At 45.6% G+C, this 23,220-nt stretch carries 18 protein-coding genes; 9 read left to right on the forward strand and 9 right to left on the reverse strand.

Annotated elements, in window-relative coordinates; genetic code table 11:
- Positions 1–260: 260 nt before the first annotated feature.
- Positions 261–1,187 (forward strand): cobalamin-binding protein, encoded by a 927-nt coding sequence (locus tag ACFQZI_RS01975; RefSeq protein ID WP_377137842.1) that lies wholly within the window; start codon positions 261–263, stop codon positions 1,185–1,187.
- 71 nt (positions 1,188–1,258) lie between these two features.
- Positions 1,259–3,808 (forward strand): family 20 glycosylhydrolase, encoded by a 2,550-nt coding sequence (locus ACFQZI_RS01980; protein WP_377137844.1) that lies wholly within the window; start codon positions 1,259–1,261, stop codon positions 3,806–3,808.
- 148 nt (positions 3,809–3,956) lie between these two features.
- Here the strand turns inward: ACFQZI_RS01980 and ACFQZI_RS01985 are convergent, their stop codons facing one another.
- Both ACFQZI_RS01985 and ACFQZI_RS01990 read right to left on the reverse strand, forming a co-directional pair.
- Entirely contained in the window at positions 3,957–6,035 is a 2,079-nt protein-coding gene (locus ACFQZI_RS01985) for a TonB-dependent receptor (RefSeq protein ID WP_377137846.1), read from the reverse strand.
- A gap of 72 nt (positions 6,036–6,107) precedes the next feature.
- Complete coding sequence (locus ACFQZI_RS01990) at positions 6,108–7,421, reverse strand: PQQ-dependent sugar dehydrogenase (protein ID WP_377137848.1); 1,314 nt, start codon at positions 7,419–7,421, stop codon at positions 6,108–6,110.
- 144 nt (positions 7,422–7,565) lie between these two features.
- Between ACFQZI_RS01990 and ACFQZI_RS01995 the strand changes: the two genes are divergently transcribed.
- Both ACFQZI_RS01995 and ACFQZI_RS02000 read left to right on the forward strand, forming a co-directional pair.
- Positions 7,566–9,530: a gliding motility-associated C-terminal domain-containing protein gene (locus ACFQZI_RS01995; protein WP_377137850.1), complete on the forward strand. Its 1,965-nt coding sequence runs from the start codon at positions 7,566–7,568 to the stop codon at positions 9,528–9,530.
- 95 nt (positions 9,531–9,625) lie between these two features.
- The gene (locus ACFQZI_RS02000) at positions 9,626–11,566 is read left to right on the forward strand and encodes a gliding motility-associated C-terminal domain-containing protein (protein ID WP_377137852.1); all 1,941 of its coding nucleotides are present in this window, start codon (positions 9,626–9,628) and stop codon (positions 11,564–11,566) included.
- 4 nt (positions 11,567–11,570) lie between these two features.
- On the opposite strand, the gene ACFQZI_RS02005 is transcribed toward ACFQZI_RS02000, so the two are convergent.
- A complete protein-coding gene (locus tag ACFQZI_RS02005) occupies positions 11,571–12,092 on the reverse strand; it encodes an NADPH-dependent FMN reductase (RefSeq protein ID WP_377137854.1) in 522 nt (173 codons plus the stop codon).
- A 283-nt stretch (positions 12,093–12,375) separates the two neighbouring features.
- Between ACFQZI_RS02005 and ACFQZI_RS02010 the strand changes: the two genes are divergently transcribed.
- The 5 genes from ACFQZI_RS02010 to lepB are packed head-to-tail and all read left to right on the forward strand — an operon-like array spanning position 12,376 to position 16,781.
- Complete coding sequence (locus ACFQZI_RS02010; RefSeq protein ID WP_377137856.1) at positions 12,376–13,179, forward strand: ParA family protein; 804 nt, start codon at positions 12,376–12,378, stop codon at positions 13,177–13,179.
- 8 nt (positions 13,180–13,187) lie between these two features.
- On the forward strand, positions 13,188–14,111 hold the full coding sequence (locus ACFQZI_RS02015; protein ID WP_377137858.1) for a ParB/RepB/Spo0J family partition protein: 924 nt from the start codon (positions 13,188–13,190) through the stop codon (positions 14,109–14,111).
- A 4-nt stretch (positions 14,112–14,115) separates the two neighbouring features.
- Entirely contained in the window at positions 14,116–14,826 is a 711-nt protein-coding gene (locus ACFQZI_RS02020; protein ID WP_377137860.1) for a DUF5683 domain-containing protein, read from the forward strand.
- Positions 14,827–14,860: 34 nt separating this feature from the next.
- Positions 14,861–15,610, forward strand: coding sequence for a 4-hydroxy-tetrahydrodipicolinate reductase (gene dapB, locus ACFQZI_RS02025; protein WP_377137862.1), 750 nt, complete (start codon positions 14,861–14,863; stop codon positions 15,608–15,610).
- Positions 15,611–15,632: 22 nt separating this feature from the next.
- Positions 15,633–16,781: a signal peptidase I gene (gene lepB, locus ACFQZI_RS02030; protein WP_377137864.1), complete on the forward strand. Its 1,149-nt coding sequence runs from the start codon at positions 15,633–15,635 to the stop codon at positions 16,779–16,781.
- 219 nt (positions 16,782–17,000) lie between these two features.
- Here the strand turns inward: lepB and ACFQZI_RS02035 are convergent, their stop codons facing one another.
- From ACFQZI_RS02035 to ACFQZI_RS02060, 6 genes are all read right to left on the reverse strand, one after another.
- Positions 17,001–17,963, reverse strand: coding sequence for a Gfo/Idh/MocA family protein (locus tag ACFQZI_RS02035; RefSeq protein ID WP_377137866.1), 963 nt, complete (start codon positions 17,961–17,963; stop codon positions 17,001–17,003).
- Between the two features lie 86 nt (positions 17,964–18,049).
- Complete coding sequence (locus tag ACFQZI_RS02040; protein WP_377137868.1) at positions 18,050–19,117, reverse strand: hypothetical protein; 1,068 nt, start codon at positions 19,115–19,117, stop codon at positions 18,050–18,052.
- 80 nt (positions 19,118–19,197) lie between these two features.
- Positions 19,198–20,085: a class I SAM-dependent methyltransferase gene (locus tag ACFQZI_RS02045; RefSeq protein ID WP_377137870.1), complete on the reverse strand. Its 888-nt coding sequence runs from the start codon at positions 20,083–20,085 to the stop codon at positions 19,198–19,200.
- A 121-nt stretch (positions 20,086–20,206) separates the two neighbouring features.
- Positions 20,207–21,682, reverse strand: coding sequence for a redoxin family protein (locus ACFQZI_RS02050; RefSeq protein ID WP_377137872.1), 1,476 nt, complete (start codon positions 21,680–21,682; stop codon positions 20,207–20,209).
- A 33-nt stretch (positions 21,683–21,715) separates the two neighbouring features.
- The gene (locus tag ACFQZI_RS02055) at positions 21,716–22,468 is read right to left on the reverse strand and encodes an ABC transporter ATP-binding protein (protein WP_377137874.1); all 753 of its coding nucleotides are present in this window, start codon (positions 22,466–22,468) and stop codon (positions 21,716–21,718) included.
- The gene (locus tag ACFQZI_RS02060) at positions 22,465–23,196 is read right to left on the reverse strand and encodes an MlaE family ABC transporter permease (RefSeq protein WP_377137876.1); all 732 of its coding nucleotides are present in this window, start codon (positions 23,194–23,196) and stop codon (positions 22,465–22,467) included. The genes ACFQZI_RS02055 and ACFQZI_RS02060 overlap by 4 nt, the downstream gene beginning before the upstream one ends.
- Positions 23,197–23,220 lie beyond the last annotated feature (24 nt).

Below are 23,220 nucleotides of genomic sequence, written 5' to 3' on the forward strand. Positions count from 1 at the left end.
AATTATTCACTATTACTGTTTTTATTGGTGTTCATGAGCTCGCTATCGCTCGATTTTTGCTTCTTTTGTTTCAAGACAAAAGAAGTAGCCCTCCGCGGCGAATGAGCGGGCCGGCGTTAATAGCAGCACAAACCTATCTTATGTGCGATTGCCACACTATCGTTCATAATGACATGGCGTATAACACACCCCTAACCCCTCTCAAGAGGGGAACTCTTGTCTGATACTATTCCGCTATATTTCGCATATTTGCATCCAATATGTCTGCTCACAAAATAGTATCGTTATTACCCGCCGCTACCGAGATAGTTTGCGCATTAGGATTAGAAAGCAGCCTGGTTGGCCGTTCGCATGAGTGCGATTACCCGGAAGGTGTAAAAAAACTCCCTGTTTGTTCTGAGGCTAATTTCCCTAACGGCTTGAGCAGTGCCGATATAGATGTAAAAGTGAAAGAGATTTTGGCCGATGCTTTATCTGTTTATACGGTTAAACGCGAGGTAATAAAAGAACTCTCTCCAGATGTGGTGATCACCCAGGCACAATGCGAGGTTTGCGCGGTATCGTTGCCTGAGGTTGAGCAGGCATTAGAAAACTATTTAGATAAGCAGGCGCAGATCATTTCCCTGCAACCCAACAGCCTCGATGAGATCTTTAACGATATAAGTACCGTTGCCAAAGCCCTTGATGTTGAAGCAGATGGCGAACGCCTGTTAGAAGACCTGAATGAGCGTGTCGACATTATTCGCCATAAGCTAAAGTTTATGGAAAGCAAGCCCACCGTTGCCTGCGTGGAATGGCTGGAACCAATGATGATCTCGGGTAACTGGATCCCCGAACTGGTGCAGATTGCAGGCGGTACACCCATATTGGCACAGGCCGGCAAACATTCGCCCTATGTAAGCTGGGATGATATCCGCGAAAGCGACCCCGAAATTATCCTGCTGATGCCTTGCGGTTTTTCTATTGAGCGTACCATTCGCGAGATTAATATCCTGTTAGAGCAACACGCTTTCTCGGATTTAAAGGCGGTTAAAAACAATCGCATCTACATTGCCGATGGCAACCATTACTTTAACCGCCCCGGCCCAAGGATAGTGGATTCGGTAGAGATACTGGCCGAGATCATCCATCCCAAGCAATTTATATTTGGCTACGAGGGTGAGGGGTGGATCAAGTTTGCACTTTAAAAAAACTTTTAAAAAGTATTACTACATCTTAAAAGCAGTATATTTACGGTTACAAACCTAAATATAAACTAATGCGCCGTTTATTTACCCTATTATTGCTTGTTGCAGTAAACGCTGCAACTGTGTTGGCCAGCGCGCCTGCTTTCGATATCAAAAAACTGCACCTCAGCTGGGAAGTTTTAGATAACAACTATCAAAACAAGCACGTGTCGTTAACCTCCATGGTTATAGCCAACAATGGTGCGCAAACCATGCCTGCCGGCGGGTGGAAGATCTATTTCAACTCCTCGCGCAATTTTATTGCCGACGCGGTTAGCGGTAATGCTAAGGTATTGCAGGTAAATGGCGATCTGTACAGCATCACCCCGAACGAAAAAATGAAGGAGGTGAAACCCGGTGAAAGTATCCGTATAGATTACGTATGCGAGGCTATTGTAGTAAACTTTACCGACGCCATTGAGGGCCCGTATTTTGTTTGGGATGCCGACCCTGCCAAAGGTTACTCGCCCGGCGATTTCATCATAAAGCCGTTTAACCCCACTTACCCGGGCCTCATCACGCCCGAAATACTGTATAATCAAAACAAGATCGTGCAGGATATCCCGGCATCTCAACTGCAAAAAATTATACCCACTCCTGTAAGTTACCAGGAAAACTCGGGCAGCTTTATCGTCACCAATGCAATTACCATCGTAAGCGACCCGTTATTCGCCAAAGAGAAAGCGTACTTTATTAACGGCATCGAGAAGCTATTGGGTAGTAAACTTAAAGGTGGTTCAACGGGTAAAAAGATCATTTTTAAGAAAGATACAGGTTTGGGCGCGGAGGCATATACGCTTAACGTTACACCAAATGATATAACCATCGCGGCATCAACCCCGGCGGGTTTATTTTATGGTATCCAATCGTTCAAAACCGCTATCTCGGCATCACCATGGATGAAACCGCAAGCCAGTATCCCCGTGCCTTGTATGAGCGTTAAAGACGAGCCCCGTTTCCCTTACCGTGCCGTGATGCTGGATGTTGCCCGTAATTTTCAGAGCAAGCAGCAGGTGCTTAAACTGATAAACCTGATGGGCGTTTATAAAATGAACACCCTGCACATGCACCTTACTGATGATGAGGGCTGGCGCATCGAAATTCCATCTTTACCCGAATTAACGGCCGTTGGCTCAAAACGGGGCCATACTTTAGATAGCAAGGGCTTTCTGCCGGCATCACACGGCTCAGGGCCCGATTTTAGCAATACTGCCGGAACAGGTTTTTACACCAGGGCCGACTATATGGAAATTTTAAAATACGCCACCGAGCGCCACATAACCGTATTGCCTGAGATTGAAACGCCCGGCCATGCCCGTGCTTCTATCAAGGCGATGGATGCCCGGTACCAGCGCCTGATGGCCGCAGGCGATAAAGCCGGTGCCGAGCGTAATTTGCTGCGCGATTTTAACGATAAGTCCGACTACCGCTCGGTGCAGTACTGGAATGATAACGTGATAGACGTGTCGCTGCCATCAACCTATAACTATATCGAAACCGTTGTGGGCGACCTCGTGAGCATTTACAAAGAGGCAGGGGCGCCGCTGCCGGCCATTCACTTTGGTGGGGATGAAGTGCCGGCCGGCGTTTGGGAAAAGTCGCCCGCGTATTTGGCGCTGAAGGCAAGCAACCCGGCCATTCAAAACACGGGAGACCTGTGGTATTACTTTTACGGCAGGGTGAACGATATTCTTAAGAAGCGGAACATCACCCTTTCGGGTTGGGAAGAGATGGCCCTGCGCAAAACCCTTGTAGATGGCAAAAGTACCTACGTGCCAAACCCGCAATTTGTGGGCGATAAAATGCAGGTTGACGTTTGGAACAATGTGCTTGGCGACGGGCAGGAAGACCTTGCCTACAAGCTGGCCAACGGCGGTTACAAAACGGTGCTTACCTGCGTAACCAACCTGTATTTTGATATGGCCAATTACAAATCGTGGGATGAGCCGGGTTATTACTGGGGCGCGTTTTTAGGGATAGATAAATTCTTCTCTTTTATCCCTTACGACTATTTTAAGAATGCCGATGTTGATAAGAACGGGCAGCCAATAAACCGCAACATTTTTATAGGCAAGCAACGCTTGACAGATTATGGTAAAACCAACATTATTGGTTTACAGGGCGCGCTTTGGGCAGAAACGGTAAAATCTCCCGAACGTATGGATTACATGATCTTCCCAAAGCTGATAGGTTTGGCTGAACGTGCCTGGGCCAAGGACCCGACATGGGCCACCGAGCGCGACACCACCAAAGCACGCGAAATGTACAATGCCGACTGGAGCAAGTTCCTGAATATATTGGGCAAGCGTGAGTTACCCCGACTGGCCTATTACAACGGCGGTTACAACTTCCGCATCCCAAAACCGGGTGTAATTATGGAGGACGGCAAATTCAAAAGCAATATACAGTTCCCGGGCATGACCATCCGTTACACTACTAACGGTAAAGAGCCCGATGCAAACAGCCCGGTTTACGAAAAACCCATCCCCGCAAACGGCATTGTAAAATTCCGCGCGTTTGATGCGAAGGGCAGGGGCGGTAATGTAGCCGAGGTGCAGAATAAGCAGGATACGGCGATGTAGGTGAGCGGTTCATGGATCATAGTTGATGGTTCATGGAAGGACATAATAATAAAGGCTGCCCATCAGACAGCCTCTTCTTTAGCTTTTGCCAGTCACCATCATGACGATTCTTTCTACCATGATCTATCAACTATGATCCATGAACTTCTCACAAATTCACATTCACCCCAAAAAAGTAATTACGCAACGGGGCGGGGTTATAGTAACGGTTGCCTACGGCATTTAAATCATTACCCAGGCTGTATCTTTGATTAAGCAGGTTATCAGCACCCGCGTAAAGCTCAAGCCTTGTTTTATGGCTGATAGTACGTTGCCAGGATGCTTTGGCCTGCAGCAGGTGGTATTTAGCTGCATATACCGTGTTAGCATCGTTCAGGGGGGTGTTTGATGTGTAATTGTGTTGCACAAATAAAGCGAAGCTTTGTGGCAATAGGGCTTGTAAAGATGAAACAAAAACCTCGCGTGGTACACCTGTTAAACGGTTGCCCGAGTAGCTTGCGCCTGCCACTTGGTAATCCCTGAATTTAAAGCGGCTTACGGTAAGCGAGGTGTTGAATTGCAAGCCTCGGATTATGCCGCTGTTTTTTCTTTTGATGAGCCAATCGGTAAAAGCCAGTTCAAAACCGGGCTGGTTGGTGCCGCCCGAGTTAATATAATATTCGGTTTCGTTGGGATTGAGCCTGCGCACGATAGACCTGTTTAACCGGTAATAAAACACCGATGCGTCAAGCAGCAGGCTCTCGTCCTTATTGCGCAGGCGGAAACCCGTTTCGTAGTTCCAGCCGGATTGTGCCTGCAAATTGGTATTAATAATGTTATCAGTCGGCCTAACCTCGGCAGTAGTTGGCGTAGAATATCCGCGACTGACCGATGCCCGCCAGATAAAATCATTGGTGATCTGGTAGGATAGCGCCAGCCTTGGCATCACCACTGCATCAAACTTACGGTCGGTAAAATCAGCCTCGTTAAGGGGCGCCAGGTTACGGAATTTGTAGCCGTAATAGTTCAGGCTTGCCGCGGCTTCTACATGCAGGCGTTTAAAAATATCCGCCGCGTAACGGGCAAAAAAGAAGTGTTGGTTGGTGTTTATCTTATCTATTTTTTGCACGTTGCCCTTTTCGCCGGCATTGTTATCATAGTTGCTTATCTGCGAGTTGGTTTGCTGCCACTCGGCACCCAAGTTCAGTTTCCAGTTAAAGTTTTCCTTCGGGATGGCAGCCAGTTCAAAATAGGAACGTGCGCCGTAAGTGTTCTCGATACGCTGCTCGTAATTGGTAATAAAAGGGTTGGCAAAATCCACATGGTTGCCAAATATAGACAATACATTACGGATGCGACTGGTCAATTGCGCATCGTTAACCAAGCCGCCTAAGAGCAGTTTGGTGTTAATGCGGATCTTTTGCTGAATGGCCCCCGGCAAAGTAGCCGTTGGTAAGCGTGCGCTGCGCGGGTCGGCCTCCATTTGGGCCAGGTTTAAGCCGCCCGGTGTTTGGTAATTCAGGTCGGAGTACAATAAAGTTGCGCGAAGCTCGCTTTGCTGGGCATATTGGTATGCGTCGCCTGCTTGTATATAGGTGCGGTGCATACGGCTGTTTTGGCGGTATCCATCATAAGTTTGGTACGATTGGTTAAAGTTGAAACGGTTTTTAGCACCGGTATTTTGCAGCGAAACTTTCTGGTGGAATAAGCCATAAGAACCACCATTGATACCTGCCGAAAGATAATTACTATCGGTACGGTTAACCGGGCTAAGCAATACCACACCACCGGAATTGGCCCCGAAAAGGCTGCCATCCGGCCCTTTAAGCACCTCGATGTGCCTTATATTACTGATATCGATGGCATTGAGGTATGTGTTGCCGCCTGCATCAGTTAAAGGGATCTCATCAAAGTAAACCTTCACATCCCTCACCCCAAACGGCGACCGCAGCAAACTGCCACGGATAGACAGGCGGTAGCTTCCCGGCGAACGCTCTTCGGCACGGATGCCCGGCACGGTGTTCAGCGCGGTAACAAATGAATTATCGGGTTGCAGCCTTAACTGCGCCGAACCCAGCACGCTTACAGATGCAGGCACACTTAACACAGGCTGTTCAGACAGGTAGGCTTTTATGGTGACCGGTTTTAGCTGCCGCAGGGTATCTGCTATTGCCTTGGGTTTGGTTTGCGCTGTGGCGGTGATAGAAATAGTAAAGAACAAGAGCAAGCCGAAGTAACGTTTTATCATATGCGGGGATGTGGTAAACAAAAATAGCCCTTTACATGGTATCGGGCTATCTTTGTGTTGATATTTATAAGTTTATTTAGCGCTCACACGCCATATGCGGTTACTTACATCATCGGCAACCAGCAGCGAGCCATCTTTAGCGACAGCTACGCCCACCGGGCGGCCATAAACTTCTTTCTTATTCAGGTCGGCAATAAAGCCGGTTAAAAAATCTTCCATTTTTGGGGCGGGCTTTCCGTTGGTGAACGGCACAAAACCAACTTTATAACCGGACAATACCGCCCTGTTCCATGAACCATGCTGACCAATAAAGGCGCCATTATCATATTTAGCCGGGAATTTTTTACCTGTATAAAATACCAGCCCTAACGATGCCGTGTGCGGGCCTAATGATACATCGGGTGTGATGGTTTTGGCCACCATGTCCGGGCGTTTAACCTCTAATCGTGGGTCTTCGTGTTTGCCAAAATAAGCCCATGGCCAGCCGTAAAAGCCTCCTTCTTTAACGCTGGTAAAATAATCTGGTACAAGGTCATCGCCAAGGTTATCACGTTCGTTAACGGCTGCGTAAAGCACCCCTGTCCCCGGTTGTAAATCGATTCCTGCGGGGTTGCGTAAACCCGCGGCATAAATACGTTCGCCACTGCCGTCGGGGTTTATCTCTAAAATATCGGCGCGGCGCTTTTCAACCTCAAGGCCGTGTTCTGCCACGTTTGTGCCCGAGCCTACCGCCACATATATTTTAGTACCTGCGGCATTGGCCTTAATATTACGCGTCCAGTGGTTGTTGTACCCCCCGGCGGGTAAGGATAATATCATTTTACCCATGGTGGTTATTTGGGTTTGCCCGGGTTTGTAATCGTATTTCCAAAGGCCATCGGTATTGGCTACATAAAAGGAGTTGCCTAATACCAGCATACCGTAAGGCTGGTTTAAATTCTTTAAAAATACATTACGCGTATCGGGCAAGCCGTCTCCGTTGGTATCGCGTAAAATAGTTACCTGGTTGGCGCTTTTGCCGAGGTTTTGTGACGCGGCCGCCCCAATTACCTTGGCGCCTATTTTTTTAACGCCCTTCATCTCGGTGTTGGCCTCGCTTACAAAAATGTCTCCGTTAGGGGCCACATAAATGTTTCGCGGGTTTCTTAAGCTATCGGCAAAAAGGCTAACCGCAAAACCGGCGGGTGCAACAGGCATTTTACCGGCCGGCCACGGTATAACCTTACAATAGTTGCGTACAGCCTTGGTCTTATAAGGCGCGGGCAGGTTTACTTCTTGTTGGGCGGGCGTATTAACCTCCGCCGCTTTTGAGGCATCAACCTTTTTTTGTTTACAGCTTGCTGCCAGTAATGCTATGCCTGTTATATATGCTATGTATGTTTTCATGAGGTATGCGTTGCTTTAAATAACCTGCAGGCACTCTTATTTGTTTTATACTCCCAAAAGGTGTAAAGGCTTTATCAAAAAACATAAAAGGCTAATTATCTGCCAAAAAATAATAATTTTGGATAAGCCTGTATATCAGCACCAATGCTAACCAATAAACGTGCTTTAATACTATCGGCGCTTGCCATGTTGTTAACCTTAAAGGTTGGGGCGCAAAACAGCCTGGGCGACCCTGTGCTTTATGAAGACTTTGGTTTTGGCGGCGTTTACTCCCCTGTAGGCCCCCCATTGCCTGCCGGTAATACTACCATGGCCCCAGGCGGGAGCGACAGGTGCCCGCTGCCCGGCAGATATATGATATTAAACACATCATCAAATTGTTACGGAGATACTTTTTCAACCATCAATTTCGACCACAGCGGCACAAACCCTTACGGCTATTTGATGATGATAAACGGCGATGATAAACCGGTGGTTTATTACACCAACAAGATAAGCGGGAGTAAATTTTGTCCCGGTACCAAATACCAGTTGGCGGCGTTTTTTAAAAATATTAATACCCAGATGCCGCGCCCGGCCGGTTACGTAGACCCCAGTATTAGCTTCACAGTTAAAACAGCTAACGGGGCAGTATTGGCAAACGAAGTGATAGGGCCATTTACCAGCGACACCTTTACACAATACCATATTGATTTTGTTTCTCCTGCCGATGGGTCCGACGTGATCATTTCTTTAAACAACGCATCCTTAACCGGCACCATTGGCAACGATTTTGCCATGGATGATATTACCGTTAAACCATATGGCCCACAAATAGAAGCGGGTATAGGTTCTTCAACAGGTATTACAAAAACCACCCAATGCCTGGATGACCGGCCGGCCAGGTACATCCTTAAATCGCATGTATATACTTACACCAACCCTCAATACCAATGGCAGCTAAACTACAACAAAACAGGCTGGAAGCCCCTAACCGGCGAAACCAATGCCGACCTTAATTTAGCTATTGATTTTTTGGCCCCCGCTTCGGGTACCTATCAATACCGGGTTGGGGTAATAAGCGGGCCGGGGGCATCACTCAACTGCCAAACGTTTTCGGAGCCAATAGTTATTACCGTACAAAAGAACCCCGAGTTTAAACTGCCGCCTATAACTTATGTATGCGAAGGGCAGGCGCTTTCTATACATGCCGATGGTGGCACAGATTATTTGTGGACTTATCCCGATGGCCGCACATCAACATCGCACTTTTTAGATGTTACGCCAAATGTTACAGCCGCAGATGAGGGAACATACACGGTTACGGTTAGTACCATAGGCTGTTCAAAAACATCGTCAACGCAAGTTAAGGTATTGCCCGCATTTAATGCCAGCGTTGATAACGAGAACCCGGTAATTTGTAAGGGCCTGTCTGTACAGTTAAATGTTAACGGGGGCAATTCCTACAAATGGTTTAAAGATGAGGATAGCCCGGCAACCGGTTTAGATCATGATGACGTAAAGAACCCCGTTGCCAGCCCTACCGAAACTACCAAATACAGTGTTTTTGTAAGTAATGAGGGGTGTATCCAGCAGCGAATTGTAACCGTAACTGTTATACAGCCGCCGACTGCCAATGCCGGTACCGATAGGACAATGACAGAGGGCGAAACCATAACACTACAGGGAGCGGTTACCGGTACAAGCCCCCGTTATTTTTGGACCCCGGCTGATTATATGGACGACCCAACATCGCTAACGCCTAAGATTTCCCCGCCCGAGGACATAACGTACACGCTGCATGTAGAGTCGGCAGAAAATTGCGGCGTATCGTATGAGGATGAGATGCACGTTAGGGTGTTTAAAAAACTGGTTGTCCCATCTACATTTACACCTAATAGCGATGGCGTGAATGATACATGGCGCGTTGCGAATTTATCTACATATCCCCAAAGTGTGCTTACCATATATACCCGCGAGGGGGGCGAGGTGTTCCGTACTGTTGGTGATGCCAAACAATGGAACGGGATTTTAAATGGTAAGGCGCTGCCGCCCGGCACCTACTATTATGTTATTGACCTAAAGAATAATTTGCCCAAAAAGTCCGGGTGGGTTCTGCTTATGAAATAGCCCTCGCCACATCCATGTTAATTAAATTGAACGATTAAGCCCAATATTGCTAAAAAGCTATATTTTTGACGCTACTGTTTGTAAAACAGTGCCCTATGCCAATTAATAAACTGAAATTTTTAACCTTCTTGCTTTTCTTAATTACTAATGTGCAGGCATTTGCGCAGGTTGTAAATGGTAGCCTTGGCGACCCTGTTTTTACTTTTGATTTTGGCTCGGGCAATGATATGAAATTTCCAACCACGGGTTACACCTTTGTTGGCGGTTCGTGCCCCGAGGATGGGAAGTATTCTATATCTAAAACAGAAGTAGGTTGCCACCCCGATACCTGGCATGTGGTGCTAAAAGACCACACCGGTAACGATGGTTACATGATGGTTGTAAACGCCGATGCCGTGCCGGGTAAAGAATTTTTTAGTAAAGAAACTACCATTGAAGGAACAAACGCCGGTGCGCTGTGCGATAACACCACGTACGAATTTTCGGCCTATGTGCTAAACCTGATAAAGGCAGGGCAGCCGGGCTTTATAGAACCCAACATCACTTTTAGGGTTGAAACCCTATCAGGCGATATCATAGGGATGAACACAGAGGAGATCCACCCAACTTACGACCCTAATGGCTGGGGTAAATACGGCCTTACTTTTACTACGCCGCCCGGTGTAACCACTGTTGTGGTAAGAATGATAAATAATGCCCCCGGGGGTGCGGGTAACGATTTTTTGCTTGATGATATTAGTTTTAGGGCTTATGGCCCGGTTTTGCAGGCAGGCTTTGCAGGCGATATAAGCATTACACAAAATAATGTTTGTGAGGGACTGCCTGCCAACTATACTATAAATGCTACTCAGGCAGCCGGATATAACCAACCCAAATATCAGTGGCAAAAAAACTCAGGTAACGGGTGGGCAGATATCCCGGGCGAAATTAATACATCTTTAAACGTTGTGTTCCCCAGTGCTCAATTAGGTTCGTATCAATACCGCCTTGGCGTTGCCGAGGGCAGTAACATTAACTCGCTTAATTGCAGGGTATACTCTAACGTAGTAACTATAAATGTTACCTCATATCCTGCAGTATCAAACATTCCACCGCAGGCAGTTTGCGAAGGCGACCCAATTACCCTAACCGCCACAGGCGGGGCAACCTACAAATGGACGGGCCCCGGTATAACAAGTACACAAAACCCTTTAGTCATACCATCGGCAAGCGCTGCTAACACGGGCACTTACCATGTAGATGTAACATCGGCAGCGGGCTGTATAACCCCAAAAGATGTAACAGTTACAGTTAATGCAAAACCGGTTATACAAGTAAGCGGCACCCAAACTATTTGCGCAGGTAGCGGCGCCCAAATTACCGCGTCGGCAACAAATGGGGTAAGTTATAGCTGGTCGCCGGCCGCGGGGTTGTCTGATGCTAATTCGGCAACGCCGTTTGCCAGCCCTTCGATTTCAACGTTATATACGGTTACCGTTACCAATGCCAGCAATTGTATTAACACTAATACGGTACAGGTTAATGTTTTGCCCCTGCCTGTGGCCAATGCAGGTGATGATAAGGCGATATTTGAAGGCCAGGTTACCAAGCTGGAGGGCAGCGCCACAGGCGATGTTGCCACCTATACCTGGTCGCCGGCCGATTACCTGGACGACCCGCACTCTTTAACCCCAATGGCTAACCCGCCGCATAATACTACTTATACGCTTACGGTAACATCGGCCAATAATTGTGGCGAAAAAAAGGACGAAGTGTTTATACGGGTGTATGAAAAGATCGTCATCCCGTCATCGTTCACCCCAAACAACGATGGTATTAACGACATCTGGAATATAGAAGCCCTAAGTACTTATAGCGATGGGGTAATATCAATTTATAACCGCGGCGGCAAGCGTGTGTACCAAAGCAGGGGGTATGGCAAGCCCTGGGATGGCAAACTGAACGGAAGCCCCTTACCCGCCGGGACTTACTACTACATTATCGATCTTAAAAACGGCACGCCCAATCTTTCGGGATGGGTGCTGATCATGAGGTGATTATTTAAAATTTAATGAATTTGTCCATCTGCTCGTTGGTGTACTTCAGGGTATCCTCCGGTGTGATGTTGCCCTGCTCGTCCATCTCTTTACGGATAGATGCGATGTGGATCTTTAAGGGCATAACATGCAGGTTAAGATAATGGCATACACCGGTAAAATGATCTATGCCGCGTATGTTACCATACTTGCCCGAAGATAGGCCAACTAATGCCGCCTTTTTATCATAAAAGCTTTCGGGGAAGCTGCAGGCATCAATAAAAACCTTTAAAATGCCGGGGTAGCTGCCATTATACTCGGGTATAACAAACAAAAATTTTTCGGTATCAGTCACTATCTTTTGGATCTCGCCAAACGCTTCGCTGCGTTTGCCATACAGGTCGGTTTCAATAATATTTGGCGGGAGCTGGTCAAGCGATAGCAGGGTGGTTGGCTGCCCCTTGGCGGCAAGTTCCTTTTGATAATATTGGGCAAGCTTTAAGGTTGAACTCCCGGCACGGTTAGTAGATGCTATAATGGTGACCATATTTATTTAGTGAGTTAGTGAATTGGCGAATTAGTGATTAATTTTAATGGTAGACAAAGGTTAATTGCTTGACATTAAGCAAGAAAAATTCACCAATTCACTAAATCGCTAACTCACTAATTAGCCCCAACAATGTTTGTAAGTTGGCAAAACTGTTAATTTCTCAATTGTTTAAATCCGTATCTTTAGCGGCGGATATAAAAACAGTACAAACATAGAAATTTATGTGCCTGTTTTTCGTTTGTAATAAACCGCAGACTTAATTTTTTTTTTATAGAACATAATGGGTAAAATTATCGCTTTAGCTAACCAGAAAGGTGGCGTTGGTAAAACTACATCATCAATAAACCTTGCCGCGAGTTTAGCAGTGTTGGAATACCGTACTTTATTGTTAGATGCCGACCCGCAGGCTAACTCAACATCGGGCATTGGTTTCGACCCGCGCAATATCAAGAACAGTATTTACGAGTGCATCATTAACGATGTAGACCCCCGCGAAGCTATACAAAAGACAGAAACACCAAACCTCGACCTATTGCCCGCGCATATAGACCTGGTTGGTGCCGAAATAGAGATGATCAACCTGCCTAACCGCGAGTATAAAATGAAATCGGTTTTAGAGGCGGTTAAAGACGATTACGATTTCATCATTATTGACTGTTCGCCATCGTTAGGTTTAATAACTATTAACGCGCTTACAGCTGCCGATTCGGTAATTATACCGGTACAGTGCGAATACTTCGCGTTAGAGGGTTTGGGTAAATTGCTTAACACCATTAAAATTGTGCAATCGCGCCTGAATACCGCGCTGCAAATAGAGGGTATTTTGTTAACCATGTATGATGTGCGCCTGCGCCTTTCAAACCAGGTGGTTGATGAGGTGCGCACCCACTTTGAAGATATGGTGTTTGATACTATTATACAACGCAATACCCGCTTAAGCGAAGCGCCAAGCTTTGGTATATCGGTAATTATGCACGACGCTAACTGTAAAGGTGCCGTTAACTACCTTAACCTTGCCCGCGAGATCATCCGCAAGAATGGCCTGGTTAGTAACGAGGAACTGGCAACTACCGTAACAGCTTAATAACAACAATGAGTACAGAAAAAAGAAACGCTTTGGGAAAAGGGTTAAGCGCCCTGTTAAACGATTCTCCAAGCGTAAATCAAAATAAGAACAGTTATTCCAATTCGTCTAAACCAGCTAACCCGGTATCAGAAACAGATAGCCTGGGTTCGGTAAACGAGATCAGGATAAGCGAAATAGAGGTAAACCCGTTTCAGCCACGTACCGAATTTGAAGAGCAGGCGCTTGCCGACCTGTCGGCCTCTATAAAATTACAGGGGCTTATACAGCCTATTACCGTACGTAAGGTTAGCGCGCATTCATACCAGTTAATATCGGGCGAGCGCAGGTTACGCGCCTCAAAAATGGCCGGGTTCACCCAGATCCCCGCATATGTGCGCACCGCTAACGACCAGCAAATGCTGGAGATGGCCCTCATAGAGAACATTCAGCGCGAAAACCTGAATGCCATTGAGGTGGCCCTGAGCTTTCAGCGCATGATTGACGAGTGTAGCCTTAAACAGGAAGAACTTGGCGACCGTGTAAGCAAAAACCGGTCTACCGTTACCAACTACCTTAGGCTTTTAAAATTGCCGCCTACCATCCAGGCAGCAATCCGCGATGGTGGCATCAGCATGGGCCATGCCAAAGCTTTGTTAGCTGTAGAGGACCCTACGGTGCAACTTTATGTTTTTCAGCAGATCATTAAAAATGAGCTGTCGGTACGTAAGGTAGAGGAAATGGTGCGTGAGATACAAAGAGCGCCTCAAAAAAAGGAAGGCAAGCAGCCCGAACCGCTTACATACCAGCTGCAAAAAGTACAGGACGACCTCGCATCAAAGTTTAGCACCAGGGTAAAACTTAAAGTTAACGCCCAAGGCAATGGAAGTATCGAAATTCCGTTCTTATCCGAAGACGATCTGGGCCGTATACTTGAAATGCTGGATTGGTAAACACATGCTAAAAAAACTTTTAACTACTGTATTATTTTTAGGGTTTGCCTTTTTTGCGATGGCCCAAACCCCGGATACAACCGTAAAAGCAAAAACCGATACAGTTGTTAAAAAAGCTGAGCCTGTAAAAAGGAATTCTTTTGCACCACCAATAAAAAAGGAAAAGGAATATCATCCGGATAGTACGCATAGCCCAAGCCTGGCCGTAAAACGCTCGCTTATCATCCCGGGCTGGGGCCAGCTTTATAATAAAGAATTGTGGTATTTAAAAGTGCCCGCTATTTATGCAGGCCTGGGTTTATTGGGTAACGCAATTATTGTAAACCAAAAAAACTACAAGGTTTTTGTGGCGCTGGCAAAAATAACCCGTACAGGGGGCGTGCCTGCGCCCGGCGACAGGCTATATGATTCGTACATTAAATATAAACGCGAGTACGACCTTTATGTAACTAACTACGGCGCGTCAAGCACCGACCTTGAGAACGCTGCCAACGGTTATCAGCGTAATTTCCAGATAAGTATATTGGGTGTTATTGCTGTTTGGGGCATTCAGGCTGTTGAGGCCTACATTACCGGTAAATTTATTAATGCCTACACCGTAGATAATAACCTTTCTTTTAAAGTAACCCCAACTTTAATGGGCCAGCCTGTTTATGCAGCTTCGAATATTAACAGTACATTTATGCCGGGATTAAGATTAACCCTAACGCTTTAAATAAGAACAAAGCTTATAGTTTAATAATTTACGGATGAAGATCGCATTGTTAGGTTACGGTAAAATGGGTAAGATAATTGAAAAGATTGCCCATGACCGCAAGCACGAAATTGTTTTAAAGATAGACCAGGACAACCTGGATGAGCTGACTATCGAAAATCTGCAACAGGCCGATGTAGCCATTGAGTTTAGCACCCCTGCTACCGTGTTGGGTAATATCGAGAGCTGCTTTAAGGCAGGCGTACCTATAGTTGTGGGTACCACCGGCTGGCACCACGAAATAACCCAGATAAAGGAACAGTGCGAATACCATAAGTCATCCTTTGTATATGCTACCAACTTTAGCGTTGGCGTAAATGTGTTCTTTCACGTAAATAAAATTTTAGCCAAGCTGATGAATAACTACCCGTATTACGATGTGCAGGTAGAAGAGATCCATCATACCCAAAAGCTCGATTCGCCAAGCGGAACGGCCATTACTATAGCCGAAGGTATTATTAACAACCTCGACAGTAAAAAAGAGTGGAAGAACGTTTTAATAAGTGATGATAAGCCCGATGACGAAACGGTTGCCGGTAACGAATTGCTCATAGAGTCGTTACGAATAGAGAATGTACCGGGTACACACACCGTTATTTACGATTCTGAGATAGATACCATTGAGTTTAAGCATACCGCCCACAACCGCAATGGCTTTGCCTTAGGCGCGGTGCTGGCCGCTGAGTGGATAAAGGATAAAAAGGGTTTTTATTCGGTTGAGGATATGTTTGATTTTAATAACTAATTTGCCGCCCAATATTTAAATAATGAACTGGAAATTCTGGAATAAAAATAAATCGACAGAAAAGAAGAAGAAAAAGAGCGCCGCACGTGAATGGACCGACGCTATAATTTTCGCGGTTATTGCCGCTACGCTTATCCGTACGCTTTTTATAGAGGCCTATACCATACCTACGCCATCAATGGAGCGCTCGCTGTTAGTAGGCGACTTTTTGTTTGTAAGCAAGGTTAACTATGGCGCCCGCACACCTATGACGCCCATTGCTTTCCCGTTTGCACACCATACTATGCCAATATTGGGTACAAAAGCTTACTGGGATGGCGTTAAATTGCCTTACTACCGCTTGCCGGGCTTAAGCGAAATAAAAAAAGGCGACGTAGTGGTATTTAACTACCCCATGGAAGCCGACTCGCCATACTTCAGGCCGGTTGACAAGCGCGAAAATTACATTAAACGCTGCCAGGGCGCGCCGGGCGATACCGTAAGCCTTATAAACGCGCAGGTGTATGTAAATGGTAAACCCGCTCCAAACCCTCCGGGCGCGCAAACCGATTACACCATTACTACCAACGGTATGGACGTAAACCCACAGGTACTGGCAGATCTTAACGTAACTAATTATGATAACGTTGCATCACCTACGATGACAAAGGATGCGGCAGCAAAGTTAAAAGCCTACTCTAACGTAAAATCTATAACGCCAAATTACAAACAGCCGGGCATGGCAGATCCGCTTAACCCGGTTTATCCGGCTTACCTGCCCGAGTATCCAAAATATAAGCTAAACCCGCTTGGCAAAGATCCTGACTGGAACGTAGATAACTTTGGCCCTATCATTATACCTAAAAAAGGCTGGACCGTAAAATTGGATAGCCTGACTCTGCCATTATATGGCCGCGCCATTGAAGTGTATGAGGGTAATAAATTAGAAGTTGAGCATGGTAACGGTAAAATAACGATAAATGGTGTGGAAACTACCACCTATACCTTTAAAATGAACTATTACTGGATGATGGGTGATAACCGCCACGACTCGTTAGACTCTCGCTACTGGGGTTTTGTACCGGAAGACCACATTGTAGGCAAAGCCCTGTTTGTGTGGATGAGTTGGGACGATAACGCCTCGTTCTTCAGCAAGATCCGCTGGAGCAGGTTGTTTATGGGTATCCACTAATTGCCTGATATGATATTGAAAAGCCCCGCTTGAAAAAGCGGGGCTTTTTGATTTTATCCTAATTCCCTCCCCTGGGAGGGTAGGGAGGGGTTCATCGGCATGCCAAACAACCCCTCCCTGCCAACGCACAGTCATCGCGCCCCTCCCCAAGGAGGGAACTGAAAAAGTTTAAACGGGAGATGTTATACAATATAAAATATAACAACAAATTTTAAATGCTCACTCCCCCTCATACTTCAACCCAATTTGTTTCCTGGCTTCATCTATAATTGCAATCATCTCACGAGACGTTTTATGTGTGATGATGGGGCTTTCGGTTTTGCCCGCTTTTATCAGATCAACAAAGTGCTGTATCTCGTAGTTAAGGCCGCCTGCGGTGAATGGTTCATCGAGTACAACCACACGACCATCCAGGTAATTGATGGTGGCTTTCGCCGGGTTCCACCAGTTTTTATGGATGGTGATATGACCTGTGGTACCGCAGATAAGCGCATCACCTTTGCCATGCAGATCAAACCCGCCGTAAAGCTGCGCGTAGCCGCCTTCGTGCCGGGTTTGGAAAACGCTGAACATATCTATTTCCATCCCGCTGAAGCGGCCCATAGCCTGTATTTCTTCGGTTTTGCCAAGCCAGTCGATAGCTAAAAAGGCCTCATAGATCCCTATCTGCATCAGCGCCCCGCCTGCCAGCTTGTGGCTAAAATTGGGATGGTCGCGGCTAATATCCGCAACGGATGAACCCGCACGCACGTAGCCCACAGGGCCAATTGGATCTTGCTTTAAATATTCTTTTAGCTTTTGGTAAAGTGGATAAAAGGGCGGTTTCATCCCCTCCATAAATAGCATGCCGGTTGTTTTTGCAACCGCCAGCACATCCTCCAATTGCGGCAGGTTTAAGGTAGCGGGCTTTTCGCACAAAACATGCTTACCCGCCTGCATGGCTTTTATGCTATAAGCTGCATGGGTATCAGGCAGGGTAGCAATGTAAACCGCATCTATGTCGCTCGCTAAAAGCTCATCAGCGCTGCTATAGGCTTCGCCACCGTATTGCGCTACAAATGCCTCCACTGTTTCGGGCCTGCGCGAGTAGGAGGCTGCAAGCATATTACCCGACAAGGCGTTTAACCCCTGCATAAACCTGTGCGCTATACGCCCGCAACCGATAATGCCCCATTTTGTCATAAGTCAAAAGTAAAAATTCGAAATTAAAAAAGCCCCAAGCTATAATGCTCAGAGCTTTTGACTTTTTACTTTTGAATTTTGACTTATTATTGATACTGTATGTAAATAGGGTAAGGGCTATATCTCGATAACACCTCTTGTGGGGTTAACATGTGGTGAGGCGCTTTCTTAATATCGTTTTTGTAGAATAGTTTAAAGCCTGTAAATTGTACCGGCTCCTGGTTGATGAAATAGCGGTAAGTCCCGGTTTTAAGATCCGGTTCGCCCCAGCCATCCATATCCATTACCACCTGCACTTCGGGGCGTAATTTGATGTTTTTGTAGTTGGTAACCATCTTTTTAGTAAAGCGGTGAACAATTAATATTTTTGGAGGCAGGCCATTCTTTTTAACAATGTTAGCTAAGTAGCCCGATACGTAGTTGATATCGGCAGCATCATAGGTGCCAATTTTTTTACCCGGCTTAGTTCCATCTTTCATAGAAAACTCAGGATCCATACCAAAATGCACCTGTGGCATTTTTAAGTATTTTTCAAATAAAGGCAGCTCGGCCTGTATGTTGCTCAATGCTACCTGTACATCTAAAAAGACAATGGCATGTGCTTTTTTGGCAAGCACCAGTACACTGTCAATTTGTTTAAACGGCATGCGGTAGCGGTATTTACCATCTTTACCACCATCGCCCTGTGCTACAACGGCAATGTAGTGTAAAGCAGGCTGTACGGGTGTTTTAGGGTCGGCCTTTTCCCACGCTTTTACTTCGCCTTTTAACTTGGCAAGCATTTCGTTAGGCGGCAGTTCGCCCAGGATGCCCATTTTTTTAGAATACAAATTACCGTAAAACGATACCACGCGTTTAAACGGCAAAATAGCGCCACCCAATGGATAAGGCTGGTTTTTTACAGGCCAGCGGCCGCTGGTATCGTTGTGGGCGTTAAACTTTAATAAAGAGTCGTATTTGGCTTTATCAATTGGCGGGTAGGTTGATTTTACAATACCTAAAGTATCGGCTTCTTCGCTTTCGCCTTTAGTTTTTGCTGTGGTATCGGCTTTTTTACCGGCCGTTTTGCCGTCGCCGTTTTGGCCGCAGCCGGTAAACAATGCAAAAGAACATACCGCTATTAATGCCGGTACAAATACGCTTTTTAATTTCATAGATATGGGTAAGTTGATGGTGTGCCTAACGTTAGGCACGGTTAAATATAGTGCTTGTAAAGATAAAACCTACAGGCTTGTTAGCTTTTATTTTTGTGAAATTTACCAAATACGCCTAAGGGCAGTTTAGGGCCTGCTGTAGCCTGTAGATACAGCTCGCCAATCTCTAAATTCTCCACTTTAGGGAACGCATTTTTGATGAGGTTCTCGATAATTACCGATGAGAAACCCAGCGAATAAGTATTCAGGATAAGAAAGTGTTCCTCGGGGTCGAGCAATTGTATCACGTCGCTCATCATCTCGTTGATATTATCTTCCAGTTTCCACTTTTCGCCGTTAGGGCCGTTGCCGTATGCGGGCGGGTCAAGTATGATGCCGTTATAGGTTTTGCCGCGTTTAACTTCGCGCTTTACAAACTTAAGGGCGTCCTCCACCATCCAGCGGATGTCCTTTAAGCCCGATAACTCCTGGTTCTCATTGGCCCAGGTAACCACTTGTTTTATGGAATCTACGTGCGTGGTATCTGCCCCTGCCGCTTTAGCAATTAACGATGCGCCGCCGGTATAAGCGAACAGGTTAAGCACCTTCGGCGTTGGTGTCTTAAATTTTTTGATATTGCCCGATATATAATCCCAGTTAACAGCCTGCTCCGGAAAAATGCCCAGGTGTTTAAATGAAGTTAAACCCAGGCGGAATTTAATGGCCACATCGTTATTTTTATATTCGATGTGCCAGCGGTCGGCGGTTTTAGGGTCTTTTTTCACCCAGTCGCCGGCCGTTGCGCTGCGGCCTTTAAATTTAATATGGTGCAGGCGCTGCCATTCGGCAGGGCTAAGGGCTTTGCTCCAAACGGCCTGCGGCTCGGGGCGTATCAGTATGGTATTGCCAAACCTTTCCAGTTTTTCAAAGTCGCCGCAATCAATCAGCTCGTAATCTTTCCAGTGGGTTGGGGTAAGGAGTTGGATCATTTTCTATCAGTTGCAGTTATTAGCGGGCAGTTTGCACCACCACCTGCCGATTAAATTAATTGCAAATATAGTTATTAAACTAAGAAGGCTGCCAAAGCAAACCGGCAACCTCTAACTCTTATCAATTCTTATTCATTTCTGCTGTGATTATCTTCTCTAATTCGCTGAATGAGTTTGATATTGGCGCATCAAATGTTGTAATGTTACCCTGTTTGTTTATCACCACAAATTTAGGTACCGAATTAGCTACATAATTAGTATGTACAGAGCCATTGTTATCTAATAGCTGCAGCCAGTTTGGTTTGTCTTCGCGCATAGCTTTTCGCCATTTTTTATCTTCGTCAAAAACGGAGATGCTCACAAAAGCAACTCGTTGGTCAGCCTTATACTTCTCCACAAATTTTTTAAAGTAAGGGGTTAATACCCGGCATGGTGCGCACCAGCTCCCCCAAAGGTCAATCACTATAACTTTATTTTTAAAATCGGTGTTACTAAATTGTTTGCCAGTACTGTCAACAGCGGTAAAAGCGGGGGCAGGCTGGCCTATCCTGTTTTTAAAAAGCTCATCTGCCTTTGCTGCCATAAGCTCATTCAATACCGCTTGCTTTTTTAAATCCTCAATCTGGGCGATGTATGGTGGTAAGGCTTTCCGGTAATTATCCAGTTCTTCAAAGGTACGCGCATACCTGAAAAGTTCGCGCAATTTGCTGTACAATACGCGTTGTTTAACTATCCCCTGGTACCGGGTTGCTATAATATTTATAAAACCTATGTTTACCAGAGCTTGGTTATTACTATATCCTTTTAATTCTTTACGGTTTTCAAGTGTCTGTATATAGATGTAATAGTCTACAGTGGTCAGCCACCGGTACGAGGGTAGATCGAGATATTCGGGGTTATAAATGTTTTTTAAAACACCGGCATCCGCGTGGTTTGCAATGTACTTAACAGACTGCTGGTACGTAAATGTTTTGGTATCGATAACGTGATTTACCAGCATGTCCAGCTGTTTTATGGCCGCATCCTGGTAGATCTGTTTTTCAAATAAGGCGGTATAGGCCTCTTTATTACTTGCATACTTAAAAACGCTGCCGGCAATAGAGTCCGACAGGTGTTTTACGCCATTGGCATATGCAATTAACTGTTCATCGCCAAGTTTATAAAAGTTTGTCGTATCGTTTTTGACAGATAAGATAGAATCTCTTTTAAAAAGATATTTATTTGGTAAAGCGCCATAGCCGGTTACTGCATTACTTTGGGCAGCTTTAGCTCTGGTTTCACAGTTGGCAGTGATGAAAAGGTTATACCCCGGAGCCACAAAAATGTCTGCATGGTATTGGGCGGAATTTCTGGAGAGTAGCGCGAGTTGAGGTTTGGTTACTTTTGTAGTTTTTAAATAAAATTTACCATCATCACTTATGTTTATGGTATCTATTATATCTCCTTCATCATAATTAATAATTGTAAGATAAAGCTGCTTTTCTTTAAAGTTTTTGAGCTGGCCCTGTATTATGAAAGGCTTTAATACCGGCTGGTTCTGAGCAAACAAGAAGCTGCTGCAAAAAAGCAGCAACTGTGTAAATAGCAATTTTTTCATAGTAGGTGTGAAGTACCTAAAAATATAAAAAAATTACAGTTTCTCCTTTGCGGCCTGCATAAATTTGCTGGCAAATACAAAGTCGTTAAGTTCTTTGTTATCAGTTTTGGCAATTTCTTTGTTGGAACCTTCCCACCATTTTTGGCCCTGGTGAAGAAAGATTATATGATCGCCGATACCCATTACCGAGTTCATGTCGTGGGTCACCACCACGGTTGTCATATCATATTCTATGGTAAGGTCGGCTATCAGTTCATCTATCAGGATAGATGTTTTTGGGTCGAGGCCGGAGTTTGGCTCATCCACAAATAAAAACTTTGGCTGCATGGATATAGCGCGGGCAATACCCACACGTTTTTTCATACCTCCGGATAATTCGGCAGGATAAAGCTTATTACGATCCTTCAGATTAACGCGCTCCAGGCAAAAGTTAGCGCGGTCGCGTTTTTCGGCCATGGATTGATTGGTGAACAGGTTAAGCGGGAACATGATGTTCTCCTCCACCGTCATGCTGTCGAACAAAGCCGAGTTCTGGAAAAGCATGCCTATCTGCGTACGGATGGGTACACGTTGAGTAAAATCCATCTCGGTAAAATTGTCACCTTCAAAAAAAACCTGGCCTTTGGTTGGTTCATGTAAACCCACAATACATTTAAGCAAAGTAGTTTTACCCGAGCCGGAGCCGCCTATAATAAGGTTGTTTTTGCCGGTTTGGAAAGTAGCGCTGATGCCTTTAAGCACCTCGTTCTCCCCAAAGGTTTTATAAATATCTTTGATCTCGATCATAACATTAAACTGGTGATCATAAGGTCGGCAAATAAGATCCACACACAACTGTAAACTACACCTGCCGTTGCCGATTGTCCAACTTCAAGCGCGCCGCCTTTGGTATAAAACCCCTGGTAAGAGCATATAGAAGCAATAATAAAACCAAATACAAAAGCTTTAACTAAAGCTACCCTTACGGTAAGCCCATCAAAACCATCGTTAACACCCATCAGGTAATCTGCCGGGGTAATGCTGCCGGTAACTATACAGGCAATATAACCGCCTGTGATACCTAAAGCTATAGAAATGATAACCAACAGCGGAACCATGGTTATAGAAGCTAAAATTTTCGGTGCAATTAAATAGCCGGGTGCATTTACACCCATTATCTCCAGCGCGTCAATTTGTTCGGTAACACGCATGGTGCCAATGTTAGATGCAAAGTTTGAGCCTACACGCCCGGCCAGTACCAGTGATGATATGGTTGGGCTAAACTCCAGGATGTTAGAGTCGCGAGAGATGCTGCCTGCAATACTGCGGGGTACCAACGGGCTTGATAGCTGGAAAGCTACCTGTATGGTTGTAGCCGCGCCAATAAATACGGATATGATGCTTATGATGCCCAACGAGCCGATACCTACCGATACCATTTCGCGCATAACCTCGGCCCAGTAAACCTTAAATTTTTCGGGCTTTTTAAAACTCAAACCCAGTAACAGTATATATTTTCCTAAGCTTTGAAACATTTGTTAATCGTAGATAATTCGGTT

Origin of the sequence: Mucilaginibacter lutimaris (assembly GCF_042676625.1) — a bacterium.
Lineage (GTDB): Bacteria > Bacteroidota > Bacteroidia > Sphingobacteriales > Sphingobacteriaceae > Mucilaginibacter > Mucilaginibacter lutimaris.